This is a genomic window from Pseudomonas sp. LBUM1663, assembly GCF_059695905.1.
Genome location: NZ_CP166792.1, coordinates 1875390 through 1901691, shown reverse-complemented (window position 1 = coordinate 1901691; position 26302 = coordinate 1875390). Strand labels below are relative to the sequence as shown.

The 26302-nt window shown below is 60.4% G+C and carries 27 protein-coding genes and 1 riboswitch; of the genes, 8 read left to right on the top strand and 19 right to left on the bottom strand.

Translation table 11 applies throughout. The annotated features are described in order from the left end of the window. Positions 1-65: 65 nt before the first annotated feature. The 6 genes from ACA075_RS08560 to cobO are packed head-to-tail and all read right to left on the bottom strand — an operon-like array spanning position 66 to position 5998. Positions 66-1517, bottom strand: a complete 1452-nt coding sequence (locus ACA075_RS08560) for a cobyric acid synthase (protein WP_497298093.1) — start codon at positions 1515-1517, stop codon at positions 66-68. Continuing rightward, positions 1514-2506 (bottom strand): threonine-phosphate decarboxylase CobD, encoded by a 993-nt coding sequence (gene cobD / locus ACA075_RS08555; RefSeq protein ID WP_497298092.1) that lies wholly within the window; start codon positions 2504-2506, stop codon positions 1514-1516. Before cobD ends, ACA075_RS08560 begins: the two co-directional genes overlap by 4 nt. After that, complete coding sequence (gene cbiB / locus ACA075_RS08550) at positions 2499-3407, bottom strand: adenosylcobinamide-phosphate synthase CbiB (protein WP_219095607.1); 909 nt, start codon at positions 3405-3407, stop codon at positions 2499-2501. Before cbiB ends, cobD begins: the two co-directional genes overlap by 8 nt. Continuing rightward, the gene (gene bluB, locus ACA075_RS08545) at positions 3404-4054 is read right to left on the bottom strand and encodes a 5,6-dimethylbenzimidazole synthase (RefSeq protein ID WP_497298091.1); all 651 of its coding nucleotides are present in this window, start codon (positions 4052-4054) and stop codon (positions 3404-3406) included. The genes cbiB and bluB overlap by 4 nt, the downstream gene beginning before the upstream one ends. Continuing rightward, the gene (locus tag ACA075_RS08540; RefSeq protein WP_497298089.1) at positions 4051-5376 is read right to left on the bottom strand and encodes a cobyrinic acid a,c-diamide synthase CobB; all 1326 of its coding nucleotides are present in this window, start codon (positions 5374-5376) and stop codon (positions 4051-4053) included. The genes bluB and ACA075_RS08540 overlap by 4 nt, the downstream gene beginning before the upstream one ends. 10 nt (positions 5377-5386) lie before the next feature. Further along, complete coding sequence (gene cobO / locus ACA075_RS08535; RefSeq protein WP_497298088.1) at positions 5387-5998, bottom strand: cob(I)yrinic acid a,c-diamide adenosyltransferase; 612 nt, start codon at positions 5996-5998, stop codon at positions 5387-5389. Between the two features lie 81 nt (positions 5999-6079). Continuing rightward, positions 6080-6310, bottom strand: a riboswitch (cobalamin riboswitch). Between the two features lie 155 nt (positions 6311-6465). Between cobO and ACA075_RS08530 the strand changes: the two genes are divergently transcribed. Together ACA075_RS08530 and ACA075_RS08525 are read left to right on the top strand one after the other, a co-directional pair. Further along, positions 6466-7050 carry a hypothetical protein gene (locus ACA075_RS08530; protein WP_497298087.1) on the top strand — a complete coding sequence of 195 codons (585 nt, stop codon included), beginning with the start codon at positions 6466-6468 and terminating at the stop codon, positions 7048-7050. Between the two features lie 67 nt (positions 7051-7117). Then, the gene (locus ACA075_RS08525) at positions 7118-8431 is read left to right on the top strand and encodes a PQQ-dependent sugar dehydrogenase (RefSeq protein WP_497298086.1); all 1314 of its coding nucleotides are present in this window, start codon (positions 7118-7120) and stop codon (positions 8429-8431) included. Positions 8432-8533: 102 nt separating this feature from the next. On the opposite strand, the gene ACA075_RS08520 is transcribed toward ACA075_RS08525, so the two are convergent. From ACA075_RS08520 to ACA075_RS08495, 6 genes are all read right to left on the bottom strand, one after another. Then, positions 8534-9187 carry an O-methyltransferase gene (locus ACA075_RS08520; protein ID WP_497298085.1) on the bottom strand — a complete coding sequence of 218 codons (654 nt, stop codon included), beginning with the start codon at positions 9185-9187 and terminating at the stop codon, positions 8534-8536. A 22-nt stretch (positions 9188-9209) separates the two neighbouring features. Continuing rightward, positions 9210-9746 carry a C40 family peptidase gene (locus ACA075_RS08515; RefSeq protein WP_497298084.1) on the bottom strand — a complete coding sequence of 179 codons (537 nt, stop codon included), beginning with the start codon at positions 9744-9746 and terminating at the stop codon, positions 9210-9212. Between the two features lie 219 nt (positions 9747-9965). Continuing rightward, complete coding sequence (locus tag ACA075_RS08510; protein ID WP_497298083.1) at positions 9966-10604, bottom strand: C40 family peptidase; 639 nt, start codon at positions 10602-10604, stop codon at positions 9966-9968. Between the two features lie 214 nt (positions 10605-10818). Then, entirely contained in the window at positions 10819-11523 is a 705-nt protein-coding gene (hda, locus tag ACA075_RS08505; RefSeq protein ID WP_010456804.1) for a DnaA regulatory inactivator Hda, read from the bottom strand. Positions 11524-11753: 230 nt separating this feature from the next. Next, entirely contained in the window at positions 11754-12827 is a 1074-nt protein-coding gene (locus ACA075_RS08500) for an AI-2E family transporter (RefSeq protein ID WP_497298082.1), read from the bottom strand. A 38-nt stretch (positions 12828-12865) separates the two neighbouring features. Continuing rightward, positions 12866-13927, bottom strand: a complete 1062-nt coding sequence (locus ACA075_RS08495; RefSeq protein ID WP_497298081.1) for a DUF8605 domain-containing protein — start codon at positions 13925-13927, stop codon at positions 12866-12868. Positions 13928-14311: 384 nt separating this feature from the next. On the opposite strand from ACA075_RS08495, the gene purM reads away from it, so the two are divergent. From purM to ACA075_RS08480, 3 genes are read left to right on the top strand one after another with little or no spacing between them, the layout of a single operon-like run. Then, positions 14312-15370: a phosphoribosylformylglycinamidine cyclo-ligase gene (gene purM, locus ACA075_RS08490; RefSeq protein WP_497298080.1), complete on the top strand. Its 1059-nt coding sequence runs from the start codon at positions 14312-14314 to the stop codon at positions 15368-15370. Continuing rightward, positions 15370-16020 carry a phosphoribosylglycinamide formyltransferase gene (purN, locus tag ACA075_RS08485; protein WP_219095614.1) on the top strand — a complete coding sequence of 217 codons (651 nt, stop codon included), beginning with the start codon at positions 15370-15372 and terminating at the stop codon, positions 16018-16020. The genes purM and purN overlap by 1 nt, the downstream gene beginning before the upstream one ends. An 8-nt stretch (positions 16021-16028) precedes the next feature. Continuing rightward, positions 16029-16742, top strand: coding sequence for a DUF3108 domain-containing protein (locus ACA075_RS08480; protein WP_497298079.1), 714 nt, complete (start codon positions 16029-16031; stop codon positions 16740-16742). 64 nt (positions 16743-16806) lie between these two features. Here the strand turns inward: ACA075_RS08480 and ACA075_RS08475 are convergent, their stop codons facing one another. From ACA075_RS08475 to ACA075_RS08465, 3 genes are all read right to left on the bottom strand, one after another. Further along, the gene (locus ACA075_RS08475) at positions 16807-17985 is read right to left on the bottom strand and encodes a trans-sulfuration enzyme family protein (protein WP_219095616.1); all 1179 of its coding nucleotides are present in this window, start codon (positions 17983-17985) and stop codon (positions 16807-16809) included. Then, positions 17982-19358, bottom strand: a complete 1377-nt coding sequence (locus ACA075_RS08470) for a pyridoxal-phosphate dependent enzyme (protein WP_497298078.1) — start codon at positions 19356-19358, stop codon at positions 17982-17984. The genes ACA075_RS08475 and ACA075_RS08470 overlap by 4 nt, the downstream gene beginning before the upstream one ends. Before the next feature lie 146 nt (positions 19359-19504). Next, on the bottom strand, positions 19505-20515 hold the full coding sequence (locus ACA075_RS08465) for an amidohydrolase family protein (RefSeq protein ID WP_497298077.1): 1011 nt from the start codon (positions 20513-20515) through the stop codon (positions 19505-19507). Between the two features lie 142 nt (positions 20516-20657). Here ACA075_RS08465 and ACA075_RS08460 point away from each other — a divergent pair, with 142 nt between their 5' ends. Both ACA075_RS08460 and ACA075_RS08455 read left to right on the top strand, forming a co-directional pair. After that, on the top strand, positions 20658-21074 hold the full coding sequence (locus ACA075_RS08460; RefSeq protein WP_497298076.1) for an OsmC family protein: 417 nt from the start codon (positions 20658-20660) through the stop codon (positions 21072-21074). A 61-nt stretch (positions 21075-21135) separates the two neighbouring features. After that, the gene (locus tag ACA075_RS08455; protein ID WP_497298075.1) at positions 21136-21996 is read left to right on the top strand and encodes a pirin family protein; all 861 of its coding nucleotides are present in this window, start codon (positions 21136-21138) and stop codon (positions 21994-21996) included. 159 nt (positions 21997-22155) lie between these two features. On the opposite strand, the gene ACA075_RS08450 is transcribed toward ACA075_RS08455, so the two are convergent. From ACA075_RS08450 to ACA075_RS08435, 4 genes are all read right to left on the bottom strand, one after another. Beyond that, a complete protein-coding gene (locus ACA075_RS08450) occupies positions 22156-22884 on the bottom strand; it encodes a dienelactone hydrolase family protein (RefSeq protein ID WP_497298074.1) in 729 nt (242 codons plus the stop codon). Between the two features lie 68 nt (positions 22885-22952). Next, positions 22953-24857, bottom strand: a complete 1905-nt coding sequence (htpG, locus tag ACA075_RS08445; protein ID WP_497298073.1) for a molecular chaperone HtpG — start codon at positions 24855-24857, stop codon at positions 22953-22955. 81 nt (positions 24858-24938) lie between these two features. After that, positions 24939-25391, bottom strand: a complete 453-nt coding sequence (locus ACA075_RS08440; RefSeq protein WP_403101016.1) for a PaaI family thioesterase — start codon at positions 25389-25391, stop codon at positions 24939-24941. Beyond that, a complete protein-coding gene (locus ACA075_RS08435; RefSeq protein ID WP_497298071.1) occupies positions 25388-25864 on the bottom strand; it encodes a PaaI family thioesterase in 477 nt (158 codons plus the stop codon). Before ACA075_RS08435 ends, ACA075_RS08440 begins: the two co-directional genes overlap by 4 nt. Before the next feature lie 157 nt (positions 25865-26021). Here ACA075_RS08435 and ACA075_RS08430 point away from each other — a divergent pair, with 157 nt between their 5' ends. Further along, positions 26022-26255: a hypothetical protein gene (locus ACA075_RS08430; RefSeq protein ID WP_064679026.1), complete on the top strand. Its 234-nt coding sequence runs from the start codon at positions 26022-26024 to the stop codon at positions 26253-26255. Positions 26256-26302 lie beyond the last annotated feature (47 nt).

The following is a 26302-nucleotide window of genomic DNA, read 5'->3' as shown; positions in this document are numbered from 1 at the left end:
ATATTTGTGAGCAGCCTCGATCCTTGTGGGAGCGGGCTTGCCCGCGATGAGGCCGGCACAGCCACTCAAATCCCGCAGAGTTCACGCAGCAACCGGGTATCCAAATGCTTCTCCACCAAATCCGCCAACCGCTCGATATCCCGCTCGCGCAACCCGTGGTAATCCACTTCCTGCACCTCCTGCAAACCCGCCCAGCGCAGCAGTGCACTGCACGCTGCCGGAGACTCGAACAAGCCATGCAGGTAAGTGCCGAAAATCTGCCCGTCAACACTTTGCGCGCCATCGCAGCGACCATCGTCCAGCTGCACCGCGGCGTTTTCCAGCGCCGGCCCCGTGGTGACGCCAGCATGAATTTCGTAGCCACTGACCTGCGCATCCTCCAGCGCCAATCGACCGCGCACATTGCGCAATTGCTTCTCTTCTTCGAGCTGTGTTTCGAACGCCAGCAAACCCAGGCCGGCACTGGAACCCGGCGCGCCTTCGAGGCCCAGCGGATCGTGCACTTGCTCACCGAGCATTTGCAGGCCGCCGCAAATCCCCAGCACTTTGCCGCCATAGCGCAGATGACGATTGATGGCCGCGTCCCAACCATTGGCCCGCAGGTACGCGAGGTCACTGCGCACGCTTTTAGAACCGGGAAGAATGATCAGGTCGGCCGCAGGTATCGCCTGGCCGGGGCCGACGAATTGCAGGTCGACTTGCGGATGCAGGCGCAGCGGATCGAAATCGGTGTGGTTGCTGATGCGCGGCAGCACCGGCACCAGCACTTTGAGCACGCGTTCGGCCTTGTCGGCCTGGCGCTGATCGATGCCGTCCTCGGCTTCCAGGTGCAAATCCATCACATACGGCAGCACGCCGATCACCGGTTTACCAGTGCGCGCTTCCAGCCAATCGAGGCCGGGTTGCAGCAAGGCGATGTCGCCGCGAAAACGGTTGATGATGAAGCCTTTGACCCGCGCCTGCTCGGTCGGCGACAGCAGTTCCAGCGTCCCCACCAGATGCGCAAAGACCCCACCGCGATTGATGTCGGCAATCAACACCACCGGGCAATCCACCGCTTCGGCAAAGCCCATGTTGGCAATGTCGCCGGCACGCAGATTGATCTCGGCCGGCGAGCCTGCGCCTTCAACCATGACCACCGGATACGCCGCGCTCAATCGTTCATGGGAGGCCAGCACCGCTTGCATGGCGATGGCTTTGTAGTCGTGATAGGCGACCGCGTTCATGGTCGTGACCGCGCGACCATGAATGATGACTTGGGCGCCGGTGTCGCTGTTGGGTTTGAGCAGCACCGGATTCATGTCGGTGTGCGGTTCTAGGTTGGCCGCCTGGGCCTGCACCGCCTGGGCGCGGCCGATCTCGCCACCGTCGGCGGTCACGGCACTGTTAAGGGCCATGTTCTGCGGTTTGAACGGCACGACGCGCACACCCTGACGCGTGACCCAGCGGCACAACGCCGTCACCAGCGTGCTTTTACCGGCGTCGGAAGTGGTGCCCTGCACCATCAACGTTGTCATTGGTTGTCCTTTACGAAGGCTTGAAGCGCTTGCTCAAGACGCCGCCAATCGGCTTCATCCGCCGGCAAGCCGAAACGCACGCTGCTGTTGTGGCTGAACAACCGCAGCAAGATGCCGCGCCGAGCCATGAATTCGTGAAGCGCTTCGGCATGCTCGGTCATCAGCCATTGAAACAAGGCGCAACCACCCTGCGGCTGCAAACCATACTGCCCAAGCAAAAGCGCCAGGCGTTTGCTGGCCTCTTCGCTGCGCACGCGCTGCCTTGCGTGGCCTTCTGTGTCCAGCAAACAGGCTTGACCCAACACGCGTGTCGGCCCACTGACCGCCCACGGGCCCACCTGCTCGGCGAGCAGTTTGAGCAGCTTGCGCTCAGCCAGCACAAAGCCCAATCGCACACCCGCCAGGCCAAAAAACTTGCCGAAGGAACGCAGCACGATCAGGCCGACCTGATGGGCAAACGGCGCCAGGCTTGACGTCGGCGTGTTGTCCATGAACGCTTCGTCCACCACCAACCAGCCACCGCGTGAGGCCAGTCGGGCATGCCAGTCGAGCAAGCGACTCGGGCTCAAGCTCAGGCCCGTCGGGTTGTTCGGGTTGACCACCACCAGCACGTCGAGGCTGTCGATATAGAAGTCGACTTCCTGCTCCAGCACCTCACGCACGATGTAACCATTGCTGCGCCATGCGTGCGCGTGTTCGGCGTAACACGGCGACAGCACGCCGACCTTACCGGCCCGACGCAAACGCGGCAGCAACTGGATGGCCATTTGCGAACCGGCCACCGGCAGCACCTGTCCGGTGCCGTAAAAATCGCAAGCGGCCTGCTCCAGACCGTCATCGGTTTCCGGCAAGCGCGCCCAGGCGCGCGACGGAATGTCCGGGATCGGGAATGGCCACGGCGCGAGGCCGCTGGACAGGTCCAGCCAGTCAGCTTCAGCAATGCCGTATTCGAGCGCTGCCTTGCGCAAGCGACCACCGTGCTCAAGCATAGAATTCAGCTCCCACGCAGAGAATCAGCAGCCATAACCATACCCCGCGCTGAACCAATTGCCAGCCACGGTCGATGGAATCGGCATCCGCCGGCACGCCTTCGCCCAGTTGCGGACGCTGATGCAGTTCACCGTGATAGATCGCCGCCCCGCCCAACTCGACGCCGAGCGCACCGGCGCCGGCCGCCATGACGGGCCCGGCGTTGGGGCTGTCCCAGGTCGGGCCCTGGGTGCGCCAGCATTTCAACGCCAGTCGGGTTTTGCCCAGCAGCGCGTAGGTCAACGCCACCAGACGCGCAGGAATGTAGTTGAGGACGTCGTCGATCTTCGCCGCCGCCCAACCGAAACGTTCGAAGCGTTCGTTGCGATACCCCCACATGGCATCAAGGGTGTTGCTCAAGCGATAGAGCACCACGCCGGGCGCGCCGGCCACGGCAAACCAGAACAGTGCGGCGAATACCGCGTCGCTGCCGTTCTCCAGGACTGATTCGGTGGCGGCGCGGGCCACTTCGGTTTTATCCAGTTCGGCGGTCTGACGGCTGACCAAATAACCCACGCGCTTGCGGGCTTCGTCCAGATCATCGCTGCGCAAAGCCTTGGCCACCGGCTCGACGTGCTCACCGAGGCTACGCATGCCGAGGGCGCAATAGAGTGCGAGAATCTCGACAATCCAGCCAACATAGGGCGCCCAGGAAAACGCCGTGGCGAGCAAGGTCAGCGGCACGACCGCGATCACCCACGCGGTGACGCCATGGCTGCGCCAGCCACGTCCCTCACCGTTGAAACGTTGCTCGATGCGGTCTGCAAAACGGCCGAACGCCACCAGCGGATGCCAGCGTTTGGGTTCACCCAGCAGCGCGTCCAGCGCAACCGCGGCGACACTCAATAACGCCACACTCATTGACTCACTCCCCAATAATTTTCATACAGCAACTCACTGAGCGGACGCGCCTGCGCCCACCCTTCGAGTACCAGCATCGGCGCCGGATAGAATTCCTTGACCGGGCCGAGGCAAAGAACCGCCAACGGCTTCGCCCCGGGCGGCAAACCCAACAGGTCCGCCAGCGCTTGCGGCTCGAACAGCGACACCCAGCCCATGCCCAGACCTTCGGCGCGGGAGGCCAGCCAGAGGTTCTGGATCGCGCAGGACAACGAGGCCATGTCCATTTCCGGCAAGGTGCGACGACCGAAGATGTGGCGCTCACGATCGTCCATCAGCGCGGCGACCAACACCTCGGCGCAGTCATTGATGCCTTCGACCTTGAGCTTCATGAATTCGTCGGTGCGCTCGCCGAGGGCTTCGGCGGTGCGGATGCGTTCTTCTTCCACCAACTGCTGGATCTTGCCGCGCAGGACCCGGTCGCTGATGCGGATGAACCGCCAGGGCTGCATCAGGCCGACGCTGGGGGCCTGATGGGCGGCTTCGAGCAGGCGTCGTAACAACGACGGCTCGACCGTGCCGCCGCTGAAGTGGCGCATGTCGCGACGTTCGGCGATGGCCCGGTAGACCGCTTCGCGTTCGGCTTCGGAGAATGCGTTGTCGGTCATGGCCTGCTCGCGAAGGCGCCCTCACGGTCAGGCGCAAAAAGTGCAGCGACTGCGGTGGGATTGGACGGAAAATAAAAGTGCACATACGAGGCCGTCATCCGCCCCGCACGATAAACCGCCTCCGCCCCACGCCCGCCATTTGGACTGAGTCCACGGGCAATCGGATCAAGTTCGGTGCTGGTCAACGAATGGTGATAGGTGTGGCCACGCAACGACCCTTCCGGCAACTCAACCGCTTGCAACGCCAACGCGGCCAGACGCTTTTGCATCACCGCATCACCTTTGAGCAAGCCCACCAGTTCGGCGCGAGTGCCTTCGACATCGGTCAACGAATCGAGCAGATACAACATCCCGCCACACTCGGCCAGCAACGGTTTGCCGGTAGCATGATGGGCGCGGATCGCGTCGAGCATCGAGGTGTTCTGCGACAGCGCCACATGGTGCAGTTCCGGATAACCGCCCGGCAGATAAAGGCTGTCAGCTTCCGGCAAATCAGCATCGCGGATCGGCGAGAAGAACAGCAATTCGGCGCCCATGGCCCGCAGCAAATCCAGGCTCGCGCCGTAGGTGAAGGCGAACGCTTCATCACGGGCTACGGCGATCCGCACACCGGCCAGCAAAGGCTCGGCGACGATTATTTCAGGCGCCGCAAATTCCACGGGCGGCGGCAGCGCCACATCGCAACTGCTGGCCAGTGATTCGGCCGCTGCATCGAGGCGCAGGTCGAGATCGTTCAACTCGCTGGCCTGGACCAGACCGAGATGCCGACTCGGCAATTCGATCCCGGTTTCCCGCGACAAGGCGCCGTACCAGCGCAAGCCTTCAGTCAGGCTGCCTTCGAGCAATTGCGCATGACGCAGCGTGCCCACGCGGTTGGCCAATACACCGGCAAACGGCAAGTCCGGCTGATACTTCGCCAGCCCCAACGCCAGCGCACCGAAGGTCTGCGCCATCGCCGTGCCATCGATCACGCCGAGCACCGGCACACCGAAGTGCCGCGCCAGGTCAGCGCTGGACGGCGTGCCGTCGAACAAGCCCATGACGCCTTCGATGAGGATCAGGTCGGCTTCCCCGGCCGCTTCCCACAACAGACGACGACTTTCCTGCTCGCCGACCATCCACATGTCCAATTGATACACCGGCGCACCGCTGGCGCGCTCGAGAATCATCGGGTCGAGAAAGTCCGGGCCGCATTTGAACACGCGCACTTTGCGCCCCTGATTGCGGTGCAAACGAGCCAGCGCGGCGGTGACGGTGGTCTTGCCCTGACCGGAGGCCGGCGCGGCAATCAATACCGCTGGGCATTGACGATGGCTATTCATAAAGCGCAGCTCACAACTCGACGCCTTTTTGCGCTTTGATCCCCGCCTGGAACGCGTGCTTGATCACGCCCATTTCGGTGACCGTGTCGGCCAGCTCGATCATCTCCGGCTTGGCGCCGCGACCGGTGACCACCACGTGTTGCATCGGCGGACGCGCCTGCAAATCACTGAGTACCTGATCGAGGTCGAGGTAGCCGTGCTTGAGGGCGATGTTCAACTCATCCAGCACCACCAGACCGATCGACGGGTCACGCAACAGCTCCTGGGACACCGTCCACGCGGCCTCGGCAGCGGCGATGTCACGCTGACGGTCCTGGGTTTCCCAGGTGAAGCCCTCGCCCATCACATGAAAACGCACCTGCTCCGGAAAGCGCCGGAAGAACAGCTCTTCGCCAGTGCTGTTACGGCCCTTGATGAACTGCACCACGCCGCATTGCATGCCGTGGCCCATGGACCGGGCGAGCATGCCAAAGGCCGAGCTGCTCTTACCTTTGCCATTGCCAGTCAGCACCAGCAGCAGGCCGCACTCATTCGGCGAGTTGGCGATGCGTTCGTCGATGACGGCTTTTTTGCGCTGCATGCGCGCCAGGTGGCGTTCGTCACGATCAGGGGAATCAGTCATGGGGGAGCTCTCCGTTGAGGCTGGATAACGGCGGGCAGGCACAAGAATAGACGGCAAGAAGCCTGGCATCGCCCACCGTGATGCCGTTGGATGAATCAGGCCGGTCTCCGGGCTCATGAGCGGCTCGCGCCGGACTGCGCGCCTTCCCATGTCAGTCGACACAGTGGCTCAAGACGCAGTCTTTACTCATTTACCGTTGCGGGGGCAGCGCCGGGATCGTGACGTTTCGTCGCTTGGTGATAGTCACTCACCGGCTTCCCTGTTTCACTCTGTCGGCCACCGCCACAGAGCACCTGAAACAAGCCGCGAAGGTTAGAGGGTTGGGGGTGGAGCGTCAATTGAAGACAAAGCGCGCGCGAGCGATATACTGCCGCCGATCAATTACCTGACACCAATCTTGCACCACACTGTCAGCAGTGATATCAAAGCGCCACAAACCCAACAACACAATTACAAGGGTGAGCAACATGCAAGGCATGATTATCAGCAATCCGAAGCTGGAATTCCTGCGACCGGTGCTGGAACGCTGGTTTGACTGTATCGACCGCTACAACACGGTGCGCGGCGATAACGACACGCCTTACTGGCACGACGAAAAAGCCAACCTCGGCCTGCTCTCTGCAGCAGCCTGGATGGCGGAAATGGTCACACTGCAACAAACACCGACGCGCAAACAGAACGAAGAAGGGGAACGCAACGGCCGCGCCGATCTGTATATCGCCACCCCCGAACAACGCGCCTACCTTCAGACTACTCAACGCTGGCCGCGGGTCAATAGCCTGAACCTGACTCAAGCGCTGCAGGACATCACCAGCAACGCCAAGCGCATCAGCTACGCCAGCGACCTGAGACTCGGCTGCCTGTTCGTTGCGCCTCAAAAGGCACAGCAGAGCGCGACACCGGAAGAACTCCAGGACATGGTCGACGACCTGCAAAAGGAACACAGCTGCGCCGTGGCCTGGTATTTCCCATACGCCTACCGCAAGTTGCGCAACGAAGCGGGCAACTATCACCCCGGCATCGCCGTGCTGCTCAAGGAAGCCCGCGGCTGACTGGTTGAACCATCGCGTGCTTAAGCTTCTCTATGATTAAGACAATGCACTCATAGGGAAGTCCAGCATGCACAAGCCCCAGCTCGTTCTCGTCATCGCGCTCGCCGGAGGGCTCGCCGCTTGTGGTGAAACCTCCAGCCTGCAAGTCTCCGACGGCACCGGCCCGTCACCCAAGCTGCCCGAACCGAACAAGACCCTGATCCCGACGGTGAACATCGCCCCGGCGATCGGCTGGCCGGATGGCGCGAAACCCACCGCTGCGGCGGGCACTCAAGTGGCGGCATTTGCCGAAGGGCTCGATCACCCGCGCTGGCTCTACGTGCTGCCCAACGGCGATGTGCTGGTAGCCGAAACCAACGCGCCACCGAAACCCGATGACGGCAAAGGCGTTAAAGGCTGGGTCATGAAGAAAGTCATGGGCCGTGCCGGCGCCGCCGTTCCCAGCCCGAATCGCATCACGTTGCTGCGGGACAAGGACCACGACGGCATCGCCGAAACCCGCACGGTGTTCCTGGAAAACCTCAATTCGCCGTTCGGCATGACCCTGGTCGGCAATGACCTGTACGTTGCCGACACCGACCGCTTGCTGCGCTTTCACTATGAAAATGGCGACACCGCGATCAAGTCGCAGCCGATAAAGGTAGTCGATTTACCGGGCGGTACGTTGAATCACCACTGGACCAAAAACGTTATCGCCAGCAAGGACGGCAGCAAGCTGTACGTCACTGTCGGCTCCAACAGCAATGTCGGCGAAAACGGCCTGGATCAGGAAGAAGGTCGCGCGGCGATCTGGGAAGTGGATCGCGCCACCGGCAATCACCGGATCTTCGCTTCGGGGATTCGTAATCCAAACGGCTTGGCCTGGGAACCTCAGACCGGCGCCCTGTGGACGGCGGTCAATGAGCGAGACGAAATTGGCAGCGACCTGGTGCCGGACTACATCACGTCGGTGAAGGACGGCGGGTTCTACGGCTGGCCCTTCAGCTACTACGGCCAGCATGTCGATATTCGCGTCGAGCCGCAAAACCCTGATCTGGTGGCCAAGGCCATTGCACCGGACTACGCGGTCGGCCCGCATACCGCATCGCTGGGCCTGTCGTTTGCCGAGGGCAACACACTTCCCGCGCAATTCAAGGAAGGCGCCTTCATCGGCCAGCACGGCTCATGGAACCGCAAGCCGCACAGTGGTTATAAAGTGATTTTCGTCCCGTTCGCGGGAGGCAAGCCAACCGGGCAGCCGGTTGATGTACTGACAGGGTTCCTCAACGAGGATGAGAAAGCCATGGGCCGGCCCGTGGGCGTGGTGATTGATCAGCAGGGCGATTTGCTGGTGGCCGATGATGTGGGGAACAAGGTGTGGCGGGTGTCGGCCACTAAATAGCAGCCCTGTAGGAGCGAGGCTTGCCCGCGAAGGCGTCGGCACATCCAACATTGATGTTGCCTGACCTACAGCCTTTGCGGGCAAGCCTCGCTCCTACAAGGATCAGCGCTTGCGACAGAGCGTGAGCCCATCACCCAACGGCAACAACGACAGATCCACACGCGCGTCATCCTTCAAGGCGTGATTGAGCGCCTGGATGGCTCGGGTGTCTGCGCTCTCAGCGTTTTCCTCAAGCACCCTCCCGCTCCACAGCGTGTTATCGAACACCGCCAGCCCGCCGACGCGCAGCAGACTCAGGGCATGCTCCAGATAGTGCGGATAGTTGGACTTGTCGGCATCAATGAAGATCAGGTCGAACGCCTCCGGCTGATTCAACAGGGCGAGCGTCTCGAGTGCAGGTGCCAGACGCAGGTCAATTCGCTCGGCCAGCCCCGCTTCCTGCCAATAACGGCGTGCGATAGCGTTGTAGTCGCCGGGGATATCACAGCAGATCAGCGAACCGCCCTCCGGCAACGCAGCGGCCATGCACAAAGCGCTGTAACCAGTAAACGTGCCGACTTCCAGCAAGCGTTTGGCGCCAATGAGTTTGACCAGTAACGCGAGGAACTGCCCCTGCTCCGGCGCCACCTGCCAGCGCGCCATGGGCAGCGCCTGGGTTTCGTCGCGCAAGCGCTTGAGCAGCGGCGTTTCCCTCAGGGAAACGTCGAGCAGGTATTGGTACAGGGAATCATCGAGATTGAGGGTGCGAGCGGTCATGACAACCTCTTCGGACAGGACGCTACGGGTTGCGCGCCAAGTGTTCAGGCTGCAGAACGCGCTTGGCGCTCAGATAAGCCTTCTGCCAGTAAGCCTTGGACAGGCTGTCCAGCTTCACCGTGCCGCCAGTGGCCGGCGCATGAACGAAGCGGCCTTCGCCGACGTAGATACCGGCATGGCTGACCTGGGAGCCGCCATTGGTGGCGAAGAAGATCAAGTCACCGGTCTGCAAGCCTTCCTTGCCGACGCTCGCCGCCTGCATGCTGATCATCTCGCGGGTGGTACGCGGCAGGGAAATGCCGGTGACGTCACGGTAGACGTAACCGATGAGGCCGCTGCAATCGAAGCCCGAATCCGGCGTGTTGCCACCCCAACGATACGGCGTGCCCACCAGGCCCAGCGCGCGGAACAGCACGTCTTCAGCCTCTGGGGAAAAGGGTTGCGGGTTGCCGAAAACAATGGGCGCGCGAACCACCGGCGCGGGCGGCGGTGTGCGACTGGCACAGGCGCTGAGCAGGGCTGCGAAGAACATGAGTGCGAGGCGGGCCGACATTGTCATAAGCAGAACATCCTGATCTGGCTGCGGCTTTTTCTGCCGGGAAGACAGAAAAGAAAACCGCCTGCGCAGGACGCAGGCGGTTTGCCATCAATAATAGATCTGGATTCTAGCGGCTATACGCCAAACTTCAAGTAAGACTTTAAGTTCGCCTTACAAACTGTCCGCCTACTTCGTTGCGAAGAGGCAGTTGTCGCCACCAACGTGGCGACAGGTTAAGCCTTATTTGCGTGCAGTGACCACGGTCGGGGTCGGGGTCGGGGCCATCGCGAGAGCGCGCTTGGCTTCGATGAAGGTCTTGCTCCAGTAGCTGTCGCCCAGGCTATCGACCCGGACACCCCCGCTTTTGCGGCTGCTGGAGTGGATGAACTGATTGTCACCCAGGTAAATCCCGGCGTGACTGACACGACCGCGACGACCATTGGTGGCGAAGAACAGCAGATCACCCGGCTTCAGCGCGCTGCGAGCGACCAGCGGAGCGTCTACGTTGATCATTTCGCGAGTGGAGCGCGGCAGGTTCATGCCGGCTTCTTCACGAAACAGATAACCGATGAAACCGCTGCAATCGAAGCCAGCCTCGGAGGTACCGCCGAAACGGTAACGGGTACCGATCAGGGACATGCCACGTTCGAGGATGCTGTCGGCCAGAACCGGAAGCTGGTACGACTTGCCATCGGCGAAGTCTGCCAGTTCCTTATCGGTGGCCAGCTCTTCCTGGAAAAGAACGGAAGAAGACTGCGCTGTAACTGAATTCTTGACCTGCTGTTGTTGCTCTTGCTGAGTCACTGGGGAGTGGGCAGCGCAACCGAACAACAGGGTGACGAGTGCGAGAGGCACGAGGGGTGCGAAGCGCTTTAGCATGGGCACGACCGTGGCTGATAGTTGTAAAGAAGCCGAGACTATGCCCGCTATCATCCTCATTTGCAAATTCAATCGAACTTTATGTGACTTCCCGGTTTCGCGATTACATCTAAGCGCTTAAGCCCCATTTAGACACTCGCGCAGCCTGCAACCCTGTAGGAAAGCGGATTTTCTGGCGCCTGAAACATGTCAAAACCCCCGCCAGGCTTAGGTTTTACCAGCCTAGAGTTTCTTTGAGGAAGGGGATCGTCAGCTTGCGCTGGGCTTGAAGGGAGGCCTGATCGAGACGTTCAAGCAGCTCGAAAAGCGCGCTCATACTGCGGGTACCGCGAGTCAAGATAAAATGCCCGACTTCATCGGTCAGGTGCAGGCCGCGACGGGAGGCGCGCAGTTGCAAGGCGCGCAATTTGTCTTCGTCGGAAAGCGGACGCATCTGGAAGATCAGTGCCAGGGTCAGGCGCGATTTCAGGTCAGCCAGTTTCACCGGCAATTCCCGTGGCGAGGTTGATGCAGCAATCAGCAGACGCCGACCGCTGTCGCGCAGACGGTTGAACAGATGGAACAGCGCCTCTTCCCAATCCGCCCGACCGGCCACCGCCTGCAAATCATCAAGGCAGACCAGTTCGTATTGTTCGAGGTTGTCGAGGATCGAGATGCCGCGATCCAGCAGCTCGGCCAGCGGCAGATACACCGCCGGCTCCCCCAGTTGTTCGAAGCGCAGGCAGGCTGCCTGCAACAAGTGCGTGCGCCCTACCCCGTCCTTGCCCCAGAGATAAATCAGGCTTTCGGTCCAGCCGGCGTCGGCTTCGCATAGCCGCTCGACATAGCCGAGTGCAGCGGCATTGGCGCCTGGGTAGTAGTTGATAAAGGTAGCGTCATCACGCAGACGCACACCTAGGGGCAGCTGAATCGGTTTCATGCTGACTGAACAGTTCCAAAGGAACCGTTAGTGGCCTCTGTGTAAAGTTTGCGAAGTTTATACCCGTGAGGCGGGTCGCACAATGCGACAGACCACAAGCAAAATCAAAGGTTTGCGTTAACGCCCTGGTTTGATGCCAGTTTCTTTGGCGGCGCATGTGACAGCAGCGCGGGGGATACGGACCGACCTGGCATGAAACCAGGCCGCCCGCCACATGACTTCAACGACTCTTATAGCTCCGGTTCGTCGACACCACTGTAGATATCAGAATCCTTATACAAATCATGCACATGGCGCACCAGCACCATGATCACCGCCGCCACCGGCAACGCCAGTAACACGCCGGTAAAGCCGAACAGTTCGCCCCCCGCCAGAATGGCGAAGATCACCGCCACCGGGTGCAGGCCGATACGATCGCCCACCAGCAGCGGCGTCAGCACCATGCCTTCCAGTGCCTGCCCGACCATGAACACCGCGACGATGCCGATCATGGGATACAAATCGCCACCGAACTGGAACAGGCCGGCGATCAACGCCGCGCCGATCCCGATGACAAACCCCATGTACGGCACAATGGCCGCCAGGCCTGCGATCAGACCGATCAATAGCCCCAGTTCCAGCCCCACCAGCATCAAGCCCGCGGCATAGATCACGCCAAGCGCCAGCATCACCAGCAACTGACCACGCACGAACGCACCCAGCACCTCATGGCATTCACCCGCCAGGGTCATGACACGCTCTTCACGATCACGAGGCAGCAGGCTGCGGATCTTGGCCATCATCAGGTCCCAGTCCCTCAGCAGGTAGAAACTCACAACAGGGATCAGCACCAGATTCGCCAACCAGCCAATCAGCGCCAGCCCGGAAGCCGTCGCCTGACTCAGCACCACCCCGACGATGTCGGTGGTCTGACCCATGTGTTCGCTGATCGCAGCCTTGAGCTTGTCGAACTTCCAGAAGTTATCCGACAGTCCGAATTTAGATTGCGCCCATGGCAGTGCGGTGTGCTGCAGCCAGTCGAGCATCTGCGGCGCCAGTTCATACAAGCGAAACAACTGCTTGGCGAGCATCGGCACCAGCACCAACAGCAATGTGGTGAAGATCAAGGTGAACAGCGCAAACACCGCCACCACGCCCCAGGTGCGTGACAGGCCGGCCTTTTCCAGCCGATCCACCAGCGGATCGAACAGATAGGCCAGCAGCAACGCGACCAGAAAGGGCGTCAGGATCGGATGCAACAACCAGACAAACACGCAGAGCAGAACCACCCCACCCAACCAGAACCAACGCCGCGTATCGGCCATGTACCACTCCATATGCATCTATATAAAGAAAGAAAACCTTACCAACGGAATCTCAGCTGCGGCACCGGCGCCGGTGTTGGCGCAACCACCGGCGCCGAACCTTCGGCCACCGGCTGCACAGGCGCTGCCGGAGCGGGTGCCTCACCGGCCGGAACCTCCTGCAACTTCGCCAGGGACAGCTGCGAGCGTAACTGCTCGGCGCTGCCATTGACCCGATAAAGAATGCGCTCGCCGTCGACCGTTTGAAGGCGCGCACCAAAAGGCTCCAGCAAGCGCCCAAGGGCGGCGTAGCGCTCCAGGTTCATGCCCTGCACTTCCAGCAATTGTTCGCCCGACGCCCCCGGTTTGACGACAAACCGCGGCGCCAGACGCTCACTGACAGCCAACATCACCGCATCGGTCACAGCGGCCTGATCCGCCCCTTGTACGCTGCCCGCCTCTTTCTTGTCGCCCAGCCACAAATTCCACTTGGCCTGCCACTGGCCGCCCTCTTCACGGGCATGCACCGCGAGCAAGGCGTCAGCGTTGTAACGGTCCGATGCACCGCGCAGTGGCGCTGCATCCGTGCCTTCAAGGTTCGGCGCCGTAGCCACCAGTTGCTCACTCAGGTCCGCCAATGGCAGACGCAACGGCAGACCACGGTGTTGTGCCGCGCGACGCAACGGCGCGGCGCTGGCCTGACCATCACCCACCAGGCTCGATCCCTCGGCGGAGTCGTTCAACCACCAACTCAGGATCGACGGCCGATTCGCCCCCCACAAAGACAACCCGGCGCGGCGCAAGGCTTGTTCGGTGCTGGCCGGGTCGAAATCGACTTTCAGTACTTCCGGCGGGCCAGCGTCGAAACCGTATTGACTGATGATCTGTTGCGGATCTTTGCGCAGCGCCGCCAACCCCGAACTTTGCACAGCCTTGGGATCGCCAGTCAGGCGCAGCACCAGGGTGTCCAGCGCGCGCTGGGTCGCCTGATCGCGCTCCTCAGTCGATTGACTGCTGACAGGCTCGCGCACTTGATACAAGCCTTTGACGGTTTCGGCATGACTCGCCAGGCTGACCAGTGAAAAACAGCCTGCAAATAAAAATCTGGAAAAAAAACGCATGGAAGATTCCTGACGACGAGAGCGGCTGGAACAGACCGCATGAAGATGATCGAGCAAGGCTGTGACCACATCCCTGCGCAAAACACTCACCACGATCTGACTTAGTTTTCGCACTGTCATAACGATAGACGGTTAATCGCGATACCTTATACAGCCATCGAGGCGGCGACCAACACGGGCATTAACGGTTTTTTTTCAGCCGATATGCCCCTGCCGTCGGCGTGAGGATGGCCGCTGCCCTTCAAGCCTGATAAAATCGCGCGCCTTCGCAGACCGGCAACAGCCGGGCACCCTGAAATTCGTGCAAGGCGCTCGCCTTCGTTTATTTCGGCGGTCCCACTGGACTCGGTCGTTACCCCTGAATCCCCCCTAAAGGCCTGGATCATGAGCAAGCAACCCTCCCTGAGCTACAAGGACGCCGGTGTAGACATCGACGCCGGTGAAGCATTGGTCGAACGCATCAAGAGCGTCGCCAAGCGCACTGCGCGCCCGGAAGTCATGGGCGGCCTGGGCGGTTTCGGCGCCCTCTGCGAAATCCCGGCCGGCTACAAGCAGCCCGTACTGGTTTCCGGCACCGACGGCGTGGGCACCAAGCTGCGCTTGGCCTTGAACCTGAACAAGCACGACAGCATCGGCATCGACCTGGTGGCCATGTGCGTGAACGACCTGGTGGTCTGCGGCGCCGAGCCGCTGTTCTTCCTCGATTACTACGCCACCGGCAAGCTGAACGTCGAAACAGCGACTCAGGTCGTGACGGGCATCGGCGCTGGCTGTGAACTGTCCGGCTGCTCCCTGGTCGGCGGCGAAACCGCTGAAATGCCTGGCATGTACGAAGGCGAAGACTACGACCTGGCCGGCTTCTGCGTCGGCGTCGTGGAAAAATCCGAAATCATCGACGGTTCGAAAGTCGCTGCCGGCGATGCCCTGCTCGCCCTGCCGTCTTCCGGCCCGCACTCCAACGGCTACTCGCTGATCCGCAAGATCATCGAGGTGTCCGGTGCCGACATCGAAAACATCCAGCTCGACGGCAAACCGCTGACCGACCTGCTGATGGCCCCGACCCGCATCTACGTGAAGCCGCTGCTCAAGCTGATCAAGGACACCGGCGCGGTCAAAGCCATGGCCCACATTACCGGTGGCGGCCTGCTGGACAACATCCCGCGCGTACTGCCAAAAGGCGCCCAAGCCGTGGTTGACGTCGCGAGCTGGACCCGTCCTGCCGTATTCGACTGGCTGCAAGAGAAAGGCAACGTCGACGAAAACGAAATGCACCGCGTGCTGAACTGCGGCGTCGGCATGGTCATCTGCGTTGCCCAGGAGCACGTCGAGACGGCGCTGAACGTCCTGCGTGAAGCCGGCGAGCAGCCATGGGTCATCGGTCAGATCGCCACCGCTGCCGAAGGCGCGGCCCGGGTAGAACTGAAGAACCTCAAGGCTCATTGATGTCCCAGACCTGTGATGTGGTGGTGCTGTTGTCCGGCACCGGCAGTAACTTGCAGGCCTTGATCGACAGCACGCGGACCGGCGACAGCCCGGTCCGCATCGCCGCGGTGATTTCCAACCGCGCCGACGCTTACGGCCTGCAACGCGCCAGGGATGCGGGTATCGACACCCGCTCCCTGGATCACAAGGCTTTCGAAGGTCGCGAAGCCTTCGATGCCGCGCTGATCGAACTGATCGACGCCTTCAACCCCAAACTCGTGGTACTGGCCGGTTTCATGCGCATCCTCAGCGCTGACTTCGTGCGCCACTACGCGGGTCGCCTGCTCAACATCCACCCCTCGCTGCTACCCAAATACAAAGGGTTACACACTCATCAGCGCGCGCTGGAAGCCGGCGACACGGAACATGGCTGCTCCGTGCACTTCGTCACCGAGGAACTTGATGGCGGACCACTGGTCGTACAGGCAGTAATACCGGTAGAGTTGCACGATTCGCCGCAGAGTCTGGCGCAGCGGGTCCATGCTCAGGAACACCTGATCTACCCGATGGCTGTACGCTGGTTTGCCGAAGGCCGTTTATCGCTAGGTGAACAAGGTGCTTTACTGGATGGAAAGTTACTCGCGGCCAGCGGCCACTTGATTCGAAACTAGGAGATTTTATGCGTCGCGCCCTGCTCTTCGCTTGCGCTCTGTTTGCCCTGCCTTTTGCGCAGGCTTCAGAACTTCAACCTTTCTCCGCCAGCTACACCGCCGACTGGAAGCAGCTGCCCATGAGTGGCACGGCTGAACGCAGCCTGACCCAGGGTGCCAACGGCGTCTGGAAGCTCAGTTTCAAGGCCTCGATGATGATCGCCAGCCTGACTGAAGAAAGCACCCTGACCCTGGACAAGGACACGTTACTGCCCCAGTCCTACCACTTCGAACGCGGTGGTCTGGGTAAAGCCAAGAAAGCCGACCTGGACTTCGACTGGACCAACAAGATGGTCACCGGCACTGATCGCGGTGATGCGGTCAAGATCCCGCTCAATCGCGGTATGGTCGACAAATCCACCTATCAACTGGCCCTGCAGCATGACGTAGCCGCTGGCAAAAAAAGCATGAGCTATCAGGTCGTCGATGATGGCGAAGTCGATACGTATGACTTCCGCGTGCTGGGCTCGGAAAAAGTCGACACCAAGGCCGGCCAGATCGATGCGATCAAGGTCGAGCGCGTGCGCGACCCGACACAAAGCAAGCGCATCACCGTCCTGTGGTTCGCCAAGGATTGGGATTACCTGCTGGTTCGCCTGCAACAGGTCGAAACCGACGGCAAGGAGTACAACATCATGCTCCTCGACGGTAAGGTCAACGGCAAGGCTGTCAAAGGCAGCTGATCCAGCTCGACACAAAAATCCGGAATCCGACAAGGATTCCGGATTTTTTTATGCCTGCTGAACGTCAAATCCGCGACAGTGCCTGAGCCAGGTCGGCGCGCAGATCTTCAACATCCTCGACCCCCACGGACAAACGCACCAGCGCATCGCCGATCCCGAGTTGCGCGCGGGTGTCTGCGGGGATGGTGGCATGCGTCATGATTGCCGGGTGCTCAATCAGGCTTTCCACCCCGCCCAGGCTCTCGGCCAGGGCAAAAATCTGAACATTTTCGAGGAAGCGTCTGGCGCCGGCCAGGTCGCTGTTCAGGTCGAGGGAAATCATCCCGCCGAATCCACGCATCTGCTGTCGTGCCAATTCGTGCTGCGGGTGCGACGGCAAGCCCGGATAGTAAACGCGTGCCACCTGCGGCTGACGCTCTAGCCATTGCGCAAGCTCCAGCGCGTTACTGCAATGGCGCTCCATGCGCAACGCCAGGGTCTTCACGCCGCGAAGGGTGAGGAACGCGTCAAACGGCCCGGCGATGGCGCCCACCGCGTTCTGCAAAAAGCCCAGGCGCTCGGCCAGTTCGGCGTTCTGCCCGACCACCGCGATGCCGCCGATCACGTCGGAGTGGCCGTTCAGGTACTTGGTCGTCGAGTGCACCACGATATCGAAACCCAGCTCCAGCGGGCGTTGAATCCACGGGCTGGCGAAGGTGTTGTCGGCGACACAGAGGATGCCGCGCTCGCGGCAGATGCGTGCAATGGCGGCAAGATCAGAAAGGCGTAGCAAAGGATTACTCGGCGTCTCGACACAGACCATGCGCGTGTCGTCCTGCAACGCCGCTTCGAAGGCCGACAGATCGGTCAGGTCGACGTAGCTGAAACGATGCCCGGCACTGCGCTGACGCACCTTGTCGAACAGCCGGAATGTTCCGCCGTACAGGTCGTTGCCGGAGACAATGTGCGCGTTGGCATCGAGCAATTCGAGCACCGTGGAAATCGCCGCCAGCCCGGAGGCGAAAGCGAACGCCCGGGTCCCGCCCTCGAGGTCCGCCACGCAACGCTCCAGCGCAAAGCGCGTCGGGTTGTGCGAGCGCCCATAGTCGAAACCCTTGTGTACGCCGGGGCTCTGCTGCAAATACGTGGAGTTGGCGTAGATCGGCGGCATCAGCGCCCCGGTGGAAGGATCCGGTGTCTGTCCGGCATGGATCACACGGGTACCGAAGGCGCGAGGCGCGCCGGATTCATCGTGCTGACTCATGTAAGCGATCTCCGTAAGTGATTGAGCAGGTCGACTCGCGTAATCAGGCCATGGAAGCCCGAGGCGTCGGCGATGATCGCCACCAGCCCACGATCGAGCTCCGCCTGCAGTTCGGCCAGACTGGCGTCTGCCGGCAGGGTTTGCAACTTGTCAGTCATGGCGCTGGCCACGGGCATGCGCAAGTGCGAAGCGTCTTCGTGCACGCCCAGCAGAATATCGGACTCGTCGATCACGCCGACCAGCCGCTTTCCGTCCGCCAGCACCGGTAGCTGCGAGACATCGGCCAGGCGCATGCGCTGGAAGGCGGTGAGCAGCGTGTCGTCAGGGCCGACGCTGATCACTCGGCCATCCTCGAACCGCCGCGCGATCAGATCGCGCAGGTCGCCGTAGCGCTTGTATTGCAGCAGGCCCTGATCGTTCATCCACTGGTCGTTGTAGACCTTCGACAGGTAGCGGGTGCCGGTGTCGCAGACGAAGCTGACCACCCGTTTCGGCTCGGTCTGCTCGCGACAGTAACGCAGCGCCGCCGCCAGCAAAGTGCCGGTCGAGGAACCGCCGAGAATGCCTTCGGCGCGCAGCAATTGGCGGGCATGATCGAAGCTTTCCTCGTCGCTGATGGAATAGGCGTGGCGCACACTGGAAAGGTCGGCAATCGACGGAATGAAATCCTCACCGATGCCCTCCACTGCCCATGAACCCGCCTTGCCGAGGATGCCGCTGCGGCTGTACTCGGCCATCACCGAACCGACCGGATCGGCGAGCACCATTTCGAGGTTCGGTTGCACACGTTGAAAGAAGCGCGTCAGTCCGGTCAGCGTGCCGGCCGAACCGACGCCGACGACGATGGCGTCCAGATCGTGCTGGGTCTGTGCCCAGATCTCCGGCGCGGTGCTGCACTCGTGGGCCAGCGGGTTGGCCGGGTTGTTGAACTGGTCGGCGAAGAAGGCATCGGGAATCTCCTGCGCCAGCCGCGCCGCCACGTCCTGATAGTAATCGGGATGGCCCTTGCCGACGTCGGAGCGGGTGATGTGCACCTCGGCGCCCATGGCCTTGAGGTGCAAGACCTTCTCGGTGGACATTTTGTCCGGCACCACCAGCACCACTCGATAACCTTTGGCACGGCCGACCAGGGCCAGGCCGAGGCCGGTGTTGCCGGCGGTGGCTTCGACGATGGTGCCACCGGGTTGCAGACGGCCATCGCGTTCGGCGGCGTCGATCATCGCCAGACCGATGCGATCCTTGATCGAACCGCCGGGGTTCTGTGATTCGAGTTTGAGAAACAGCGTACACGGGCCGGTATCGAAGCGGCTGACGCGCACCAGTGGCGTATTGCCGATCAGTTCAAGCACGGCAGGGCGGGAGTCGTTTGGCATGTCGTTACCTCGCTGCGAGAATCCGCACTGGATGGACAGCAACCTGCGGCGTCATCGCGCGCCAGTCGCCAGTAATGCCTCGCTTGGAACATAGGCAGGGAATGCACCATTCGCAACCGTGCGCAGCCAATCGGTCGCCCGAGCGCCTAATGGTTACGCGGCAGAATCGACAGGAAATTGTCCCGTGCGACTTTCCTCGCAACCTCTTCAGGCAAGGCGTCGAGAAACGGATCGAAGCTGCGTATTTCTTTACCGAGCTTGTTGAAACGTCCCACCACATCGGAGCCGAGCATGAAGCGATCCGGGAAGCGCTCCACCAGCTTCAACCAGGCTTCTGAAGGCTTGCCCTGCTCATCCAGCAGATAAGGCGTCAGCATGCTCCAGGACAGGTCGATGTACAGATTGGGGTAAGCCTCGAGCATGCGGGTCAGGGTCGGCAACAGAAAATCCAGCTGGGTCTGATGCCGATGGACCTCGGCGCTGGTACCTGCGTGAGCCCAAATGAATCGCGTATGTGGATGATTACGCAGTGGCTCCTCGACTTCCGACAGGTACAACGGATTCTTCTCACGCTTGGAGGTGATGTTGGAGTGCAGCATCACCGGCAAATCGTTCTCGGCCGCGAGGTGATAGATCCGTGTCATCGCCTCGTTGTTGGCCCGTGGCGTATCGCCGGAGGTCAACGCGGTCAGGTCGTCATGGCGGGTAAACACTTCGCCGATCCCCTGCCACAGCCCCGGATTGAGATCGAGCATGCGCTGGATATGCGCTGCGGAGTTTTTGTCGTTAGGGTTGAAGCCCGACAGGAACGGGTGAAAGCGCTGACGCTGCTCGGGTGACACTTTGTTTACCGCTGCCGCGACGATCACATCCGTCGCGCTGTACCAATAGGCATCGGCATCATCACCGGCGTAATAGCGCGGGCGCTTCGGTTCGTCTTCGTGCCATTTCTTCGCCACCGGGATCCCGGAAATCATCACATGCTCAATGGCATTGTCGTCCATGGCCTTGAGCAATGCTGGCATGCCGGCGGTTTCCTGGAAAAAGTCCACGTAATGCAGGTGCGCGTCGCTGTAAGCGTATTCACGTGCAGTGGCGTGAGCACTGGATAGCGCCAACAAACAGGCAAGGCTCAAACGAAACAAGGGCACGGGCATTCTCCGGGGGCAGGAGAAACGTAGACCTCCGCACACTCGAGACGGTTCAGCCGGTAAGAAAGTGGAACGCGCATCATCAGGAATGCTCTATAACTTCGAGGTCCATTTTGATCGAATGACTTTTTAGCCTGGGAGGCTCCCCATGACCGTTACCGTCAATACCGTTTCCGCCGAAGGTTTTCGCCACAGCGTACAGATCGATGACCATGAACTCTTTGCCGATGTACCGACCACGTCCGGCGGCGAAGGCACGGCCCCTGAGCCACACGACTACTTCGACGCTGCCCTGGGTGCCTGCAAGGCCCTGACATTGAAGATGTACGCAAAGAAGAAAGACATCCCGCTGACCGGCGTCACGGTCGAAGTCAAACGTGACAACAGCGAAGAGCAGAAAGGCAAATATGCCCTGCACGTCAAACTGACCCTCAAGGGTGTGCTCACCGACGCCCAGCGCGACGAGTTGCGCCGCGTGGCCGACCGCTGCCCGGTCCACAAGCTGATGACCAGCACCGAGGTGAGCATCGAAACCCATCTGTCCGAAGGTGCCTTCAGCCAATAGCGGCAAGGGCTGCACAAGCGGGTTATGCTCCACGCGTCGCCCGCTCAGCCTGGAATGCACCATGAACACGCCACTCGTGATCCGCCCTCGCGCCGAAGATGTAGAAGGTCAGCCGATTTTGCGCCCGCTGCCGTCGGCCAAATGCCGCAGCGTCGGGCCTTTCGTGTTTTTCGACCACATGCTTGAAACCCGTTATCCAACGGGTAAAGGCATGAATATCCGTCAGCATCCGCACATTGGCTTGTCCACCCTTACCTATTTGTTCGAAGGAAAAATCCAGCACAAGGATAGCCTCGGCTCCGATCAGGTGGTGGAGGCCGGCGATGTCAGCTGGATGACGGCGGGCAGCGCAATTGCTCACGTTGAACGTACCCCTGAAGCCTTGAAGGAAAGCGGTTTCACGATGCACGGCTTGCAGATTTGGCTAGCCTCTCCGAAAGAGCATGAACAGGGGCCGGGCCACTACAGCCATCACCCGGCGGCGACGTTGCCGGTCAGTGATAACCTTGGTGTGAAGATCCGGATGATTGCCGGGTCAGGCTTTTGCCTGGAATCACCGGTTCCGGTGCTTTCTCCTACGTTGTATGCGGAGTTGAACCTGCAAACCGCGACCACCTTGCTGATTCCGATCGAGCATGAAGAGCGGGCGCTGTATGTGCTGAGTGGCGAAGCACAGCTTGATGGCGAACTGCTGGAGCCGCATGCGCTGGTGGTTCTGCCTGCTGGAGAGGAAATGACGTTGTTCGCCGAAAGCGACTGTCATGCCGTGCTGTTTGGCGGCGCACCGCTGGACGGGCCGCGGCGAATCAACTGGAATTTTGTGGCGAGCGATCCGGCGGCGATCGATGAAGCCCGACGACGCTGGGCGGCCGGGGATTGGCCGACGGTGCCGGGGGAAGTTGAGCGGATTGAACTGCCTTAAGTTCTTCTGCGTCAGTCATTCCGCCATCGCGGGCAAGCCCGCTCCCACAGTTTGCCGAGTCGTATTCAAAAGTTGCATACGAGACAATTCCCTGTGGGAGCGGGCTTGCCCGCGATGAGGCCAGCCCTGCCAACGACGGTGCCAAGGCTGAAACAGCTATCAGCCGCTAAACACTTCATCCAACAGATTGTGCATCGAAGTAAACGCCCGCCCCGCCGTCTTCGCGTCATACATCATCTTGCCCGGCACGTTCGCATGCGGATCAGTAAACGAATGCACCGCGCCACCGTAGCTCAGCAGTTGCCAATCCACGCCCGCCGCATTCATTTCCTCTTCAAACGCCGGCAATTGCTCTTTCGGCACCAGCGGGTCTGATGCGCCATGCAGCACCAGCACCGAGCCCTTGATGGTTTTCGCATCGTTGACGTTTGGCGTATCCAGCGTGCCATGGAACGAAACCGCCGCTTTTACCGGCGCGCCCGTGCGGGCCAGTTCCAGTGCGCAACAACCGCCGAAGCAGAAACCGAAGGTCGCCAGTTTCGAGGTATCAACCGCCGCCTCGCCTTGCCCTTGCAACTGTTCGAACGCCGCCTGCATGCGCTTGCGCAGCAACGCGCGACCATTCTTCAACGGCATCATCGCCGCGCCCGCCTCATCGGCGTTCTGCGGACGGACCGATTGACCGTACAAGTCCGCGATCAAGACCACATAACCCTTGGCCGCCACCGACTTGGCGATTTCCTCGGCTCCGGCGCTGACGCCCATCCAGTTCGGCGCCATCAACAGACCGGGGCGCGGGCTTTTGTGATCGGCATCGAACGCCAGACGGCCTTCATACGCCTGGCCATCAATCTGATAAGCGACGGAACGAACAGTGATTTGGCTCATGACTAACTCCCAGTAAAAGACACCAGAATGAAAAAACCCGCCGAAGCGGGTTTTTTGTACAACTTCAGTTAAACCGACAGTTCAACCAACAGCTTGTTGAGGCGGCGCACATACGCGGCCGGGTCTTTCAAGCTGTCGCCGGCCGCCAGGGCCGCCTGATCGAAGAGAATGTGCGACAGGTCGCCGAAGCGCTCGTCGCTCTGCTCGTTGTCGAGTTTCTCGATCAGCGGGTGAGCCGGGTTGAATTCGAAGATCGGCTTCGAATCCGGAACCTTCTGACCGCTGGCCTCGAGGATCTGACGCATCTGCATGCCCAGGTCCTGCTCGCCGATGGCCAGAATCGCCGGAGAATCGGTCAGACGGTGGGAAACCCGTACTTCAGCGACGGAATCGCCCAGAGCAGTTTTCAGACGCTCAACCAGGCCCTCTTTGGACTTGGCGACTTCTTCCGCAGCTTTCTTGTCTTCTTCCGAATCCAGGTTGCCCAGGTCCAGGTCACCGCGCGCCACGTCGGCAAAGCTCTTGCCGTCGAAGTCGATGAGGTAGCTCATCAGCCACTCGTCAATGCGGTCGGTCAGCAGCAGCACTTCGATGCCTTTCTTGCGGAAGACTTCCAGGTGCGGGCTGTTTTTGACTTGCGCGTAGGTTTCGCCGGTCAGGTAGTAGATCTTGTCCTGACCTTCCTTGGCGCGAGCCAGGTAATCGGCCAGACCCACCACTTGCTCGCCTTCATCACCGTTGGTCGATGCAAAACGCAGCAGCCCAGCGATTTTCTCTTTGTTGGCGAAGTCTTCTGCCGGGCCTTCTTTCATGACCTGACCGAAGTTCTTCCAGAAGCCTTTGTATTGCTCAGGCTCGTTTTTCGCCAGTTTTTCCAGCATGTCCAGAACGCGCTTGGTCAACGCCGACTTCATGGAATCGATAATCGGGTCTTTCTGCAGGATTTCCCGCGACACGTTCAGCGACAAGTCGTTGGAATCGACCACACCTTTGATGAAGCGCAGGTACAGCGGCAGGAACGACTCGGCCTGGTCCATGACGAATACGCGCTGTACGTACAGCTTCAGGCCTTTCGGCGCTTCACGCTGGTACAGATCGAACGGAGCACGGGGCGGCACGTACAGCAGCGAGCTGTATTCGAGCTTGCCTTCGACCTTGTTGTGGCTCCAGCTCAGCGGATTTTCGAAGTCATGAGCGATGTGTTTGTAGAACTCCTGGTATTCCTCGTCCTTGATCTCGGTGCGAGGACGGGTCCACAGGGCGCTGGCGCGGTTGACGGTTTCCCATTCAACGGCCGGTTGCTCTTCGCCTTCAACGGCTGCCACTTCTTTCGGCAACTCGATCGGCAAAGCGATGTGGTCGGAATACTTCTTGATGATGTTGCGCAGACGCCAGCCATCGGCGAATTCATCTTCACCGGATTTCAGGTGCAGGACGATACGGGTGCCGCGCTCGGCTTTCTCAACGGTGGCAACTTCGAAGTCACCCTCGCCTTTGGACGACCAATGCACGCCTTCGGAAGCAGCAGCACCGGCACGACGGCTGAATACGTCAACTTTGTCGGCGACGATGAAGGCCGAGTAGAAACCGACACCAAACTGACCGATCAGGTGCGAGTCTTTCTTCTGATCGCCAGACAGATGCTTCATGAAGTCGGCAGTGCCGGATTTGGCGATGGTACCCAGGTGGGTAATCGCGTCTTCACGGCTCATGCCGATGCCGTTGTCTTCGAGGGTGACGGTCTTGGCGTCCTTGTCGAAGCTCACACGGATTTTCAGTTCGGCGCCACCTTCCAGCAGTTCAGGCTTGGACAGGGCTTCGAAACGTAATTTGTCGACAGCGTCAGAGGCGTTCGAGATCAATTCGCGAAGGAAAATTTCCTTGTTGGAATACAGCGAATGGATCATGAGGTGCAGCAGTTGCTTCACCTCGGTCTGGAAGCCCAGGGTTTCCTTTTGAGTTTCCACACTCATGGTCATCAAACTCCAATCAGATGGCAGTGGCCGCGACCTAAAGGGTCGGCGGCGGGTTGTCATCAGAGTTTGGGGCTGAGTTCAGGATTTCAAGGGCTCTTCAATTTTGAAATGGCCGCGGGCCGTGGCAATCGGCTCGGCTTCGGTGGTCTGCCAGGCGGTAATCGCCACGTTTGCCACGCGTCGGCCCTGGCGGCAAACCTGACATTTGGCCCACGTATCGCGAAATTGCCCGGCTCGCAGGTAGTCGAGGGAGAAGTCGATGATCTTCGGCACACCGGGCGAACCGGTGAAAATCAGCAGGTGCAGCGCTGCGGACAGCTCCATGAACCCGGCGATCACTCCACCATGTATCGCCGGCAGTAAAGGGTTACCAATGTTGTCCTTGTTGGCCGGCAGGCGGAACAGCAACTCATCCCCGACACGGGAACACTCGACGCCGATCAGTTTGGCGTAGGGCAGCAGGTGCAGCAGCGAGGCGTAGTCTCCCTGCTCGTGGGCCTGCTGAAGTTGTTCTTTGAAAGTGTCAGTCATTTCACACCTCCGGCGATCGCACCGCCAAAACCCTTGGCGCCTTTGACGGCTTTGCCCATGCGCATGAAGGTGCCGACGACATGGGCGATGGGCTGTTCGGGGTCGTCCTGGTAGGCAAAGCCTCGGGCGAAGATCACGTCGGTGGTCACCCGGTAGCATTGGGCGAAACCGTAGACATCCTTGTGAGGCTCTGCGGCGTGCATGTAGTCGATGCGCAAATCGAGGGTCGGGCAGACTTCGAATTCGGGCAGGACGCAGAGGGTCGACATGCCGCACGCGGTGTCCATCAGGGACGTCAGCGCCCCGCCATGGATCACCCCGGTCTGCGGGTTGCCGACGATTTGCGGGCTGTACGGCAGGATGACCGTCAGTCCGTCGGTGCTGGCGCTGTGAACGCGCAAACCCAGTACCTGACAATGCCTGAGCGCCGAGAGGAATCGCGTCGCGCGCTCAAAAACGGGGTTTTCGGCCATGTGATAAACACTCTTCTTAGTAGTCGAAAATCGTATTCAGTGAATTCGTAAAAGTTCCCGTGGGAATAATCTTATATATCTGAACGAATTGAGGAACTTAACCCTAGTGGCTGTGCTCGAAAGGCCAGTAGATATTTTCCATAAGGAGATACACCCCATGCGTAAGACTTTAGCTATTGCCTTGATGTTGACCGCTTCCCTCGGTCTCGCTGCCTGCGATAAAAAATCCGAGGACAAAGCTCAAGATGCTAACCAACATGCTGAGCAAGCTCAGCAAGACATGAACAAAGCTCAGGATAAAGTGAACGACGCTGCGAAAGAAAACGCCGAAGCTGCCAAAGCTCAGGCTGAATCGAACGAAGCCGCCGCAAAAGAAGCACCTAAAAACTAAAATAGTTTTTAGCGTGATAAAGAAAACCCGCCAAGTGCGGGTTTTCT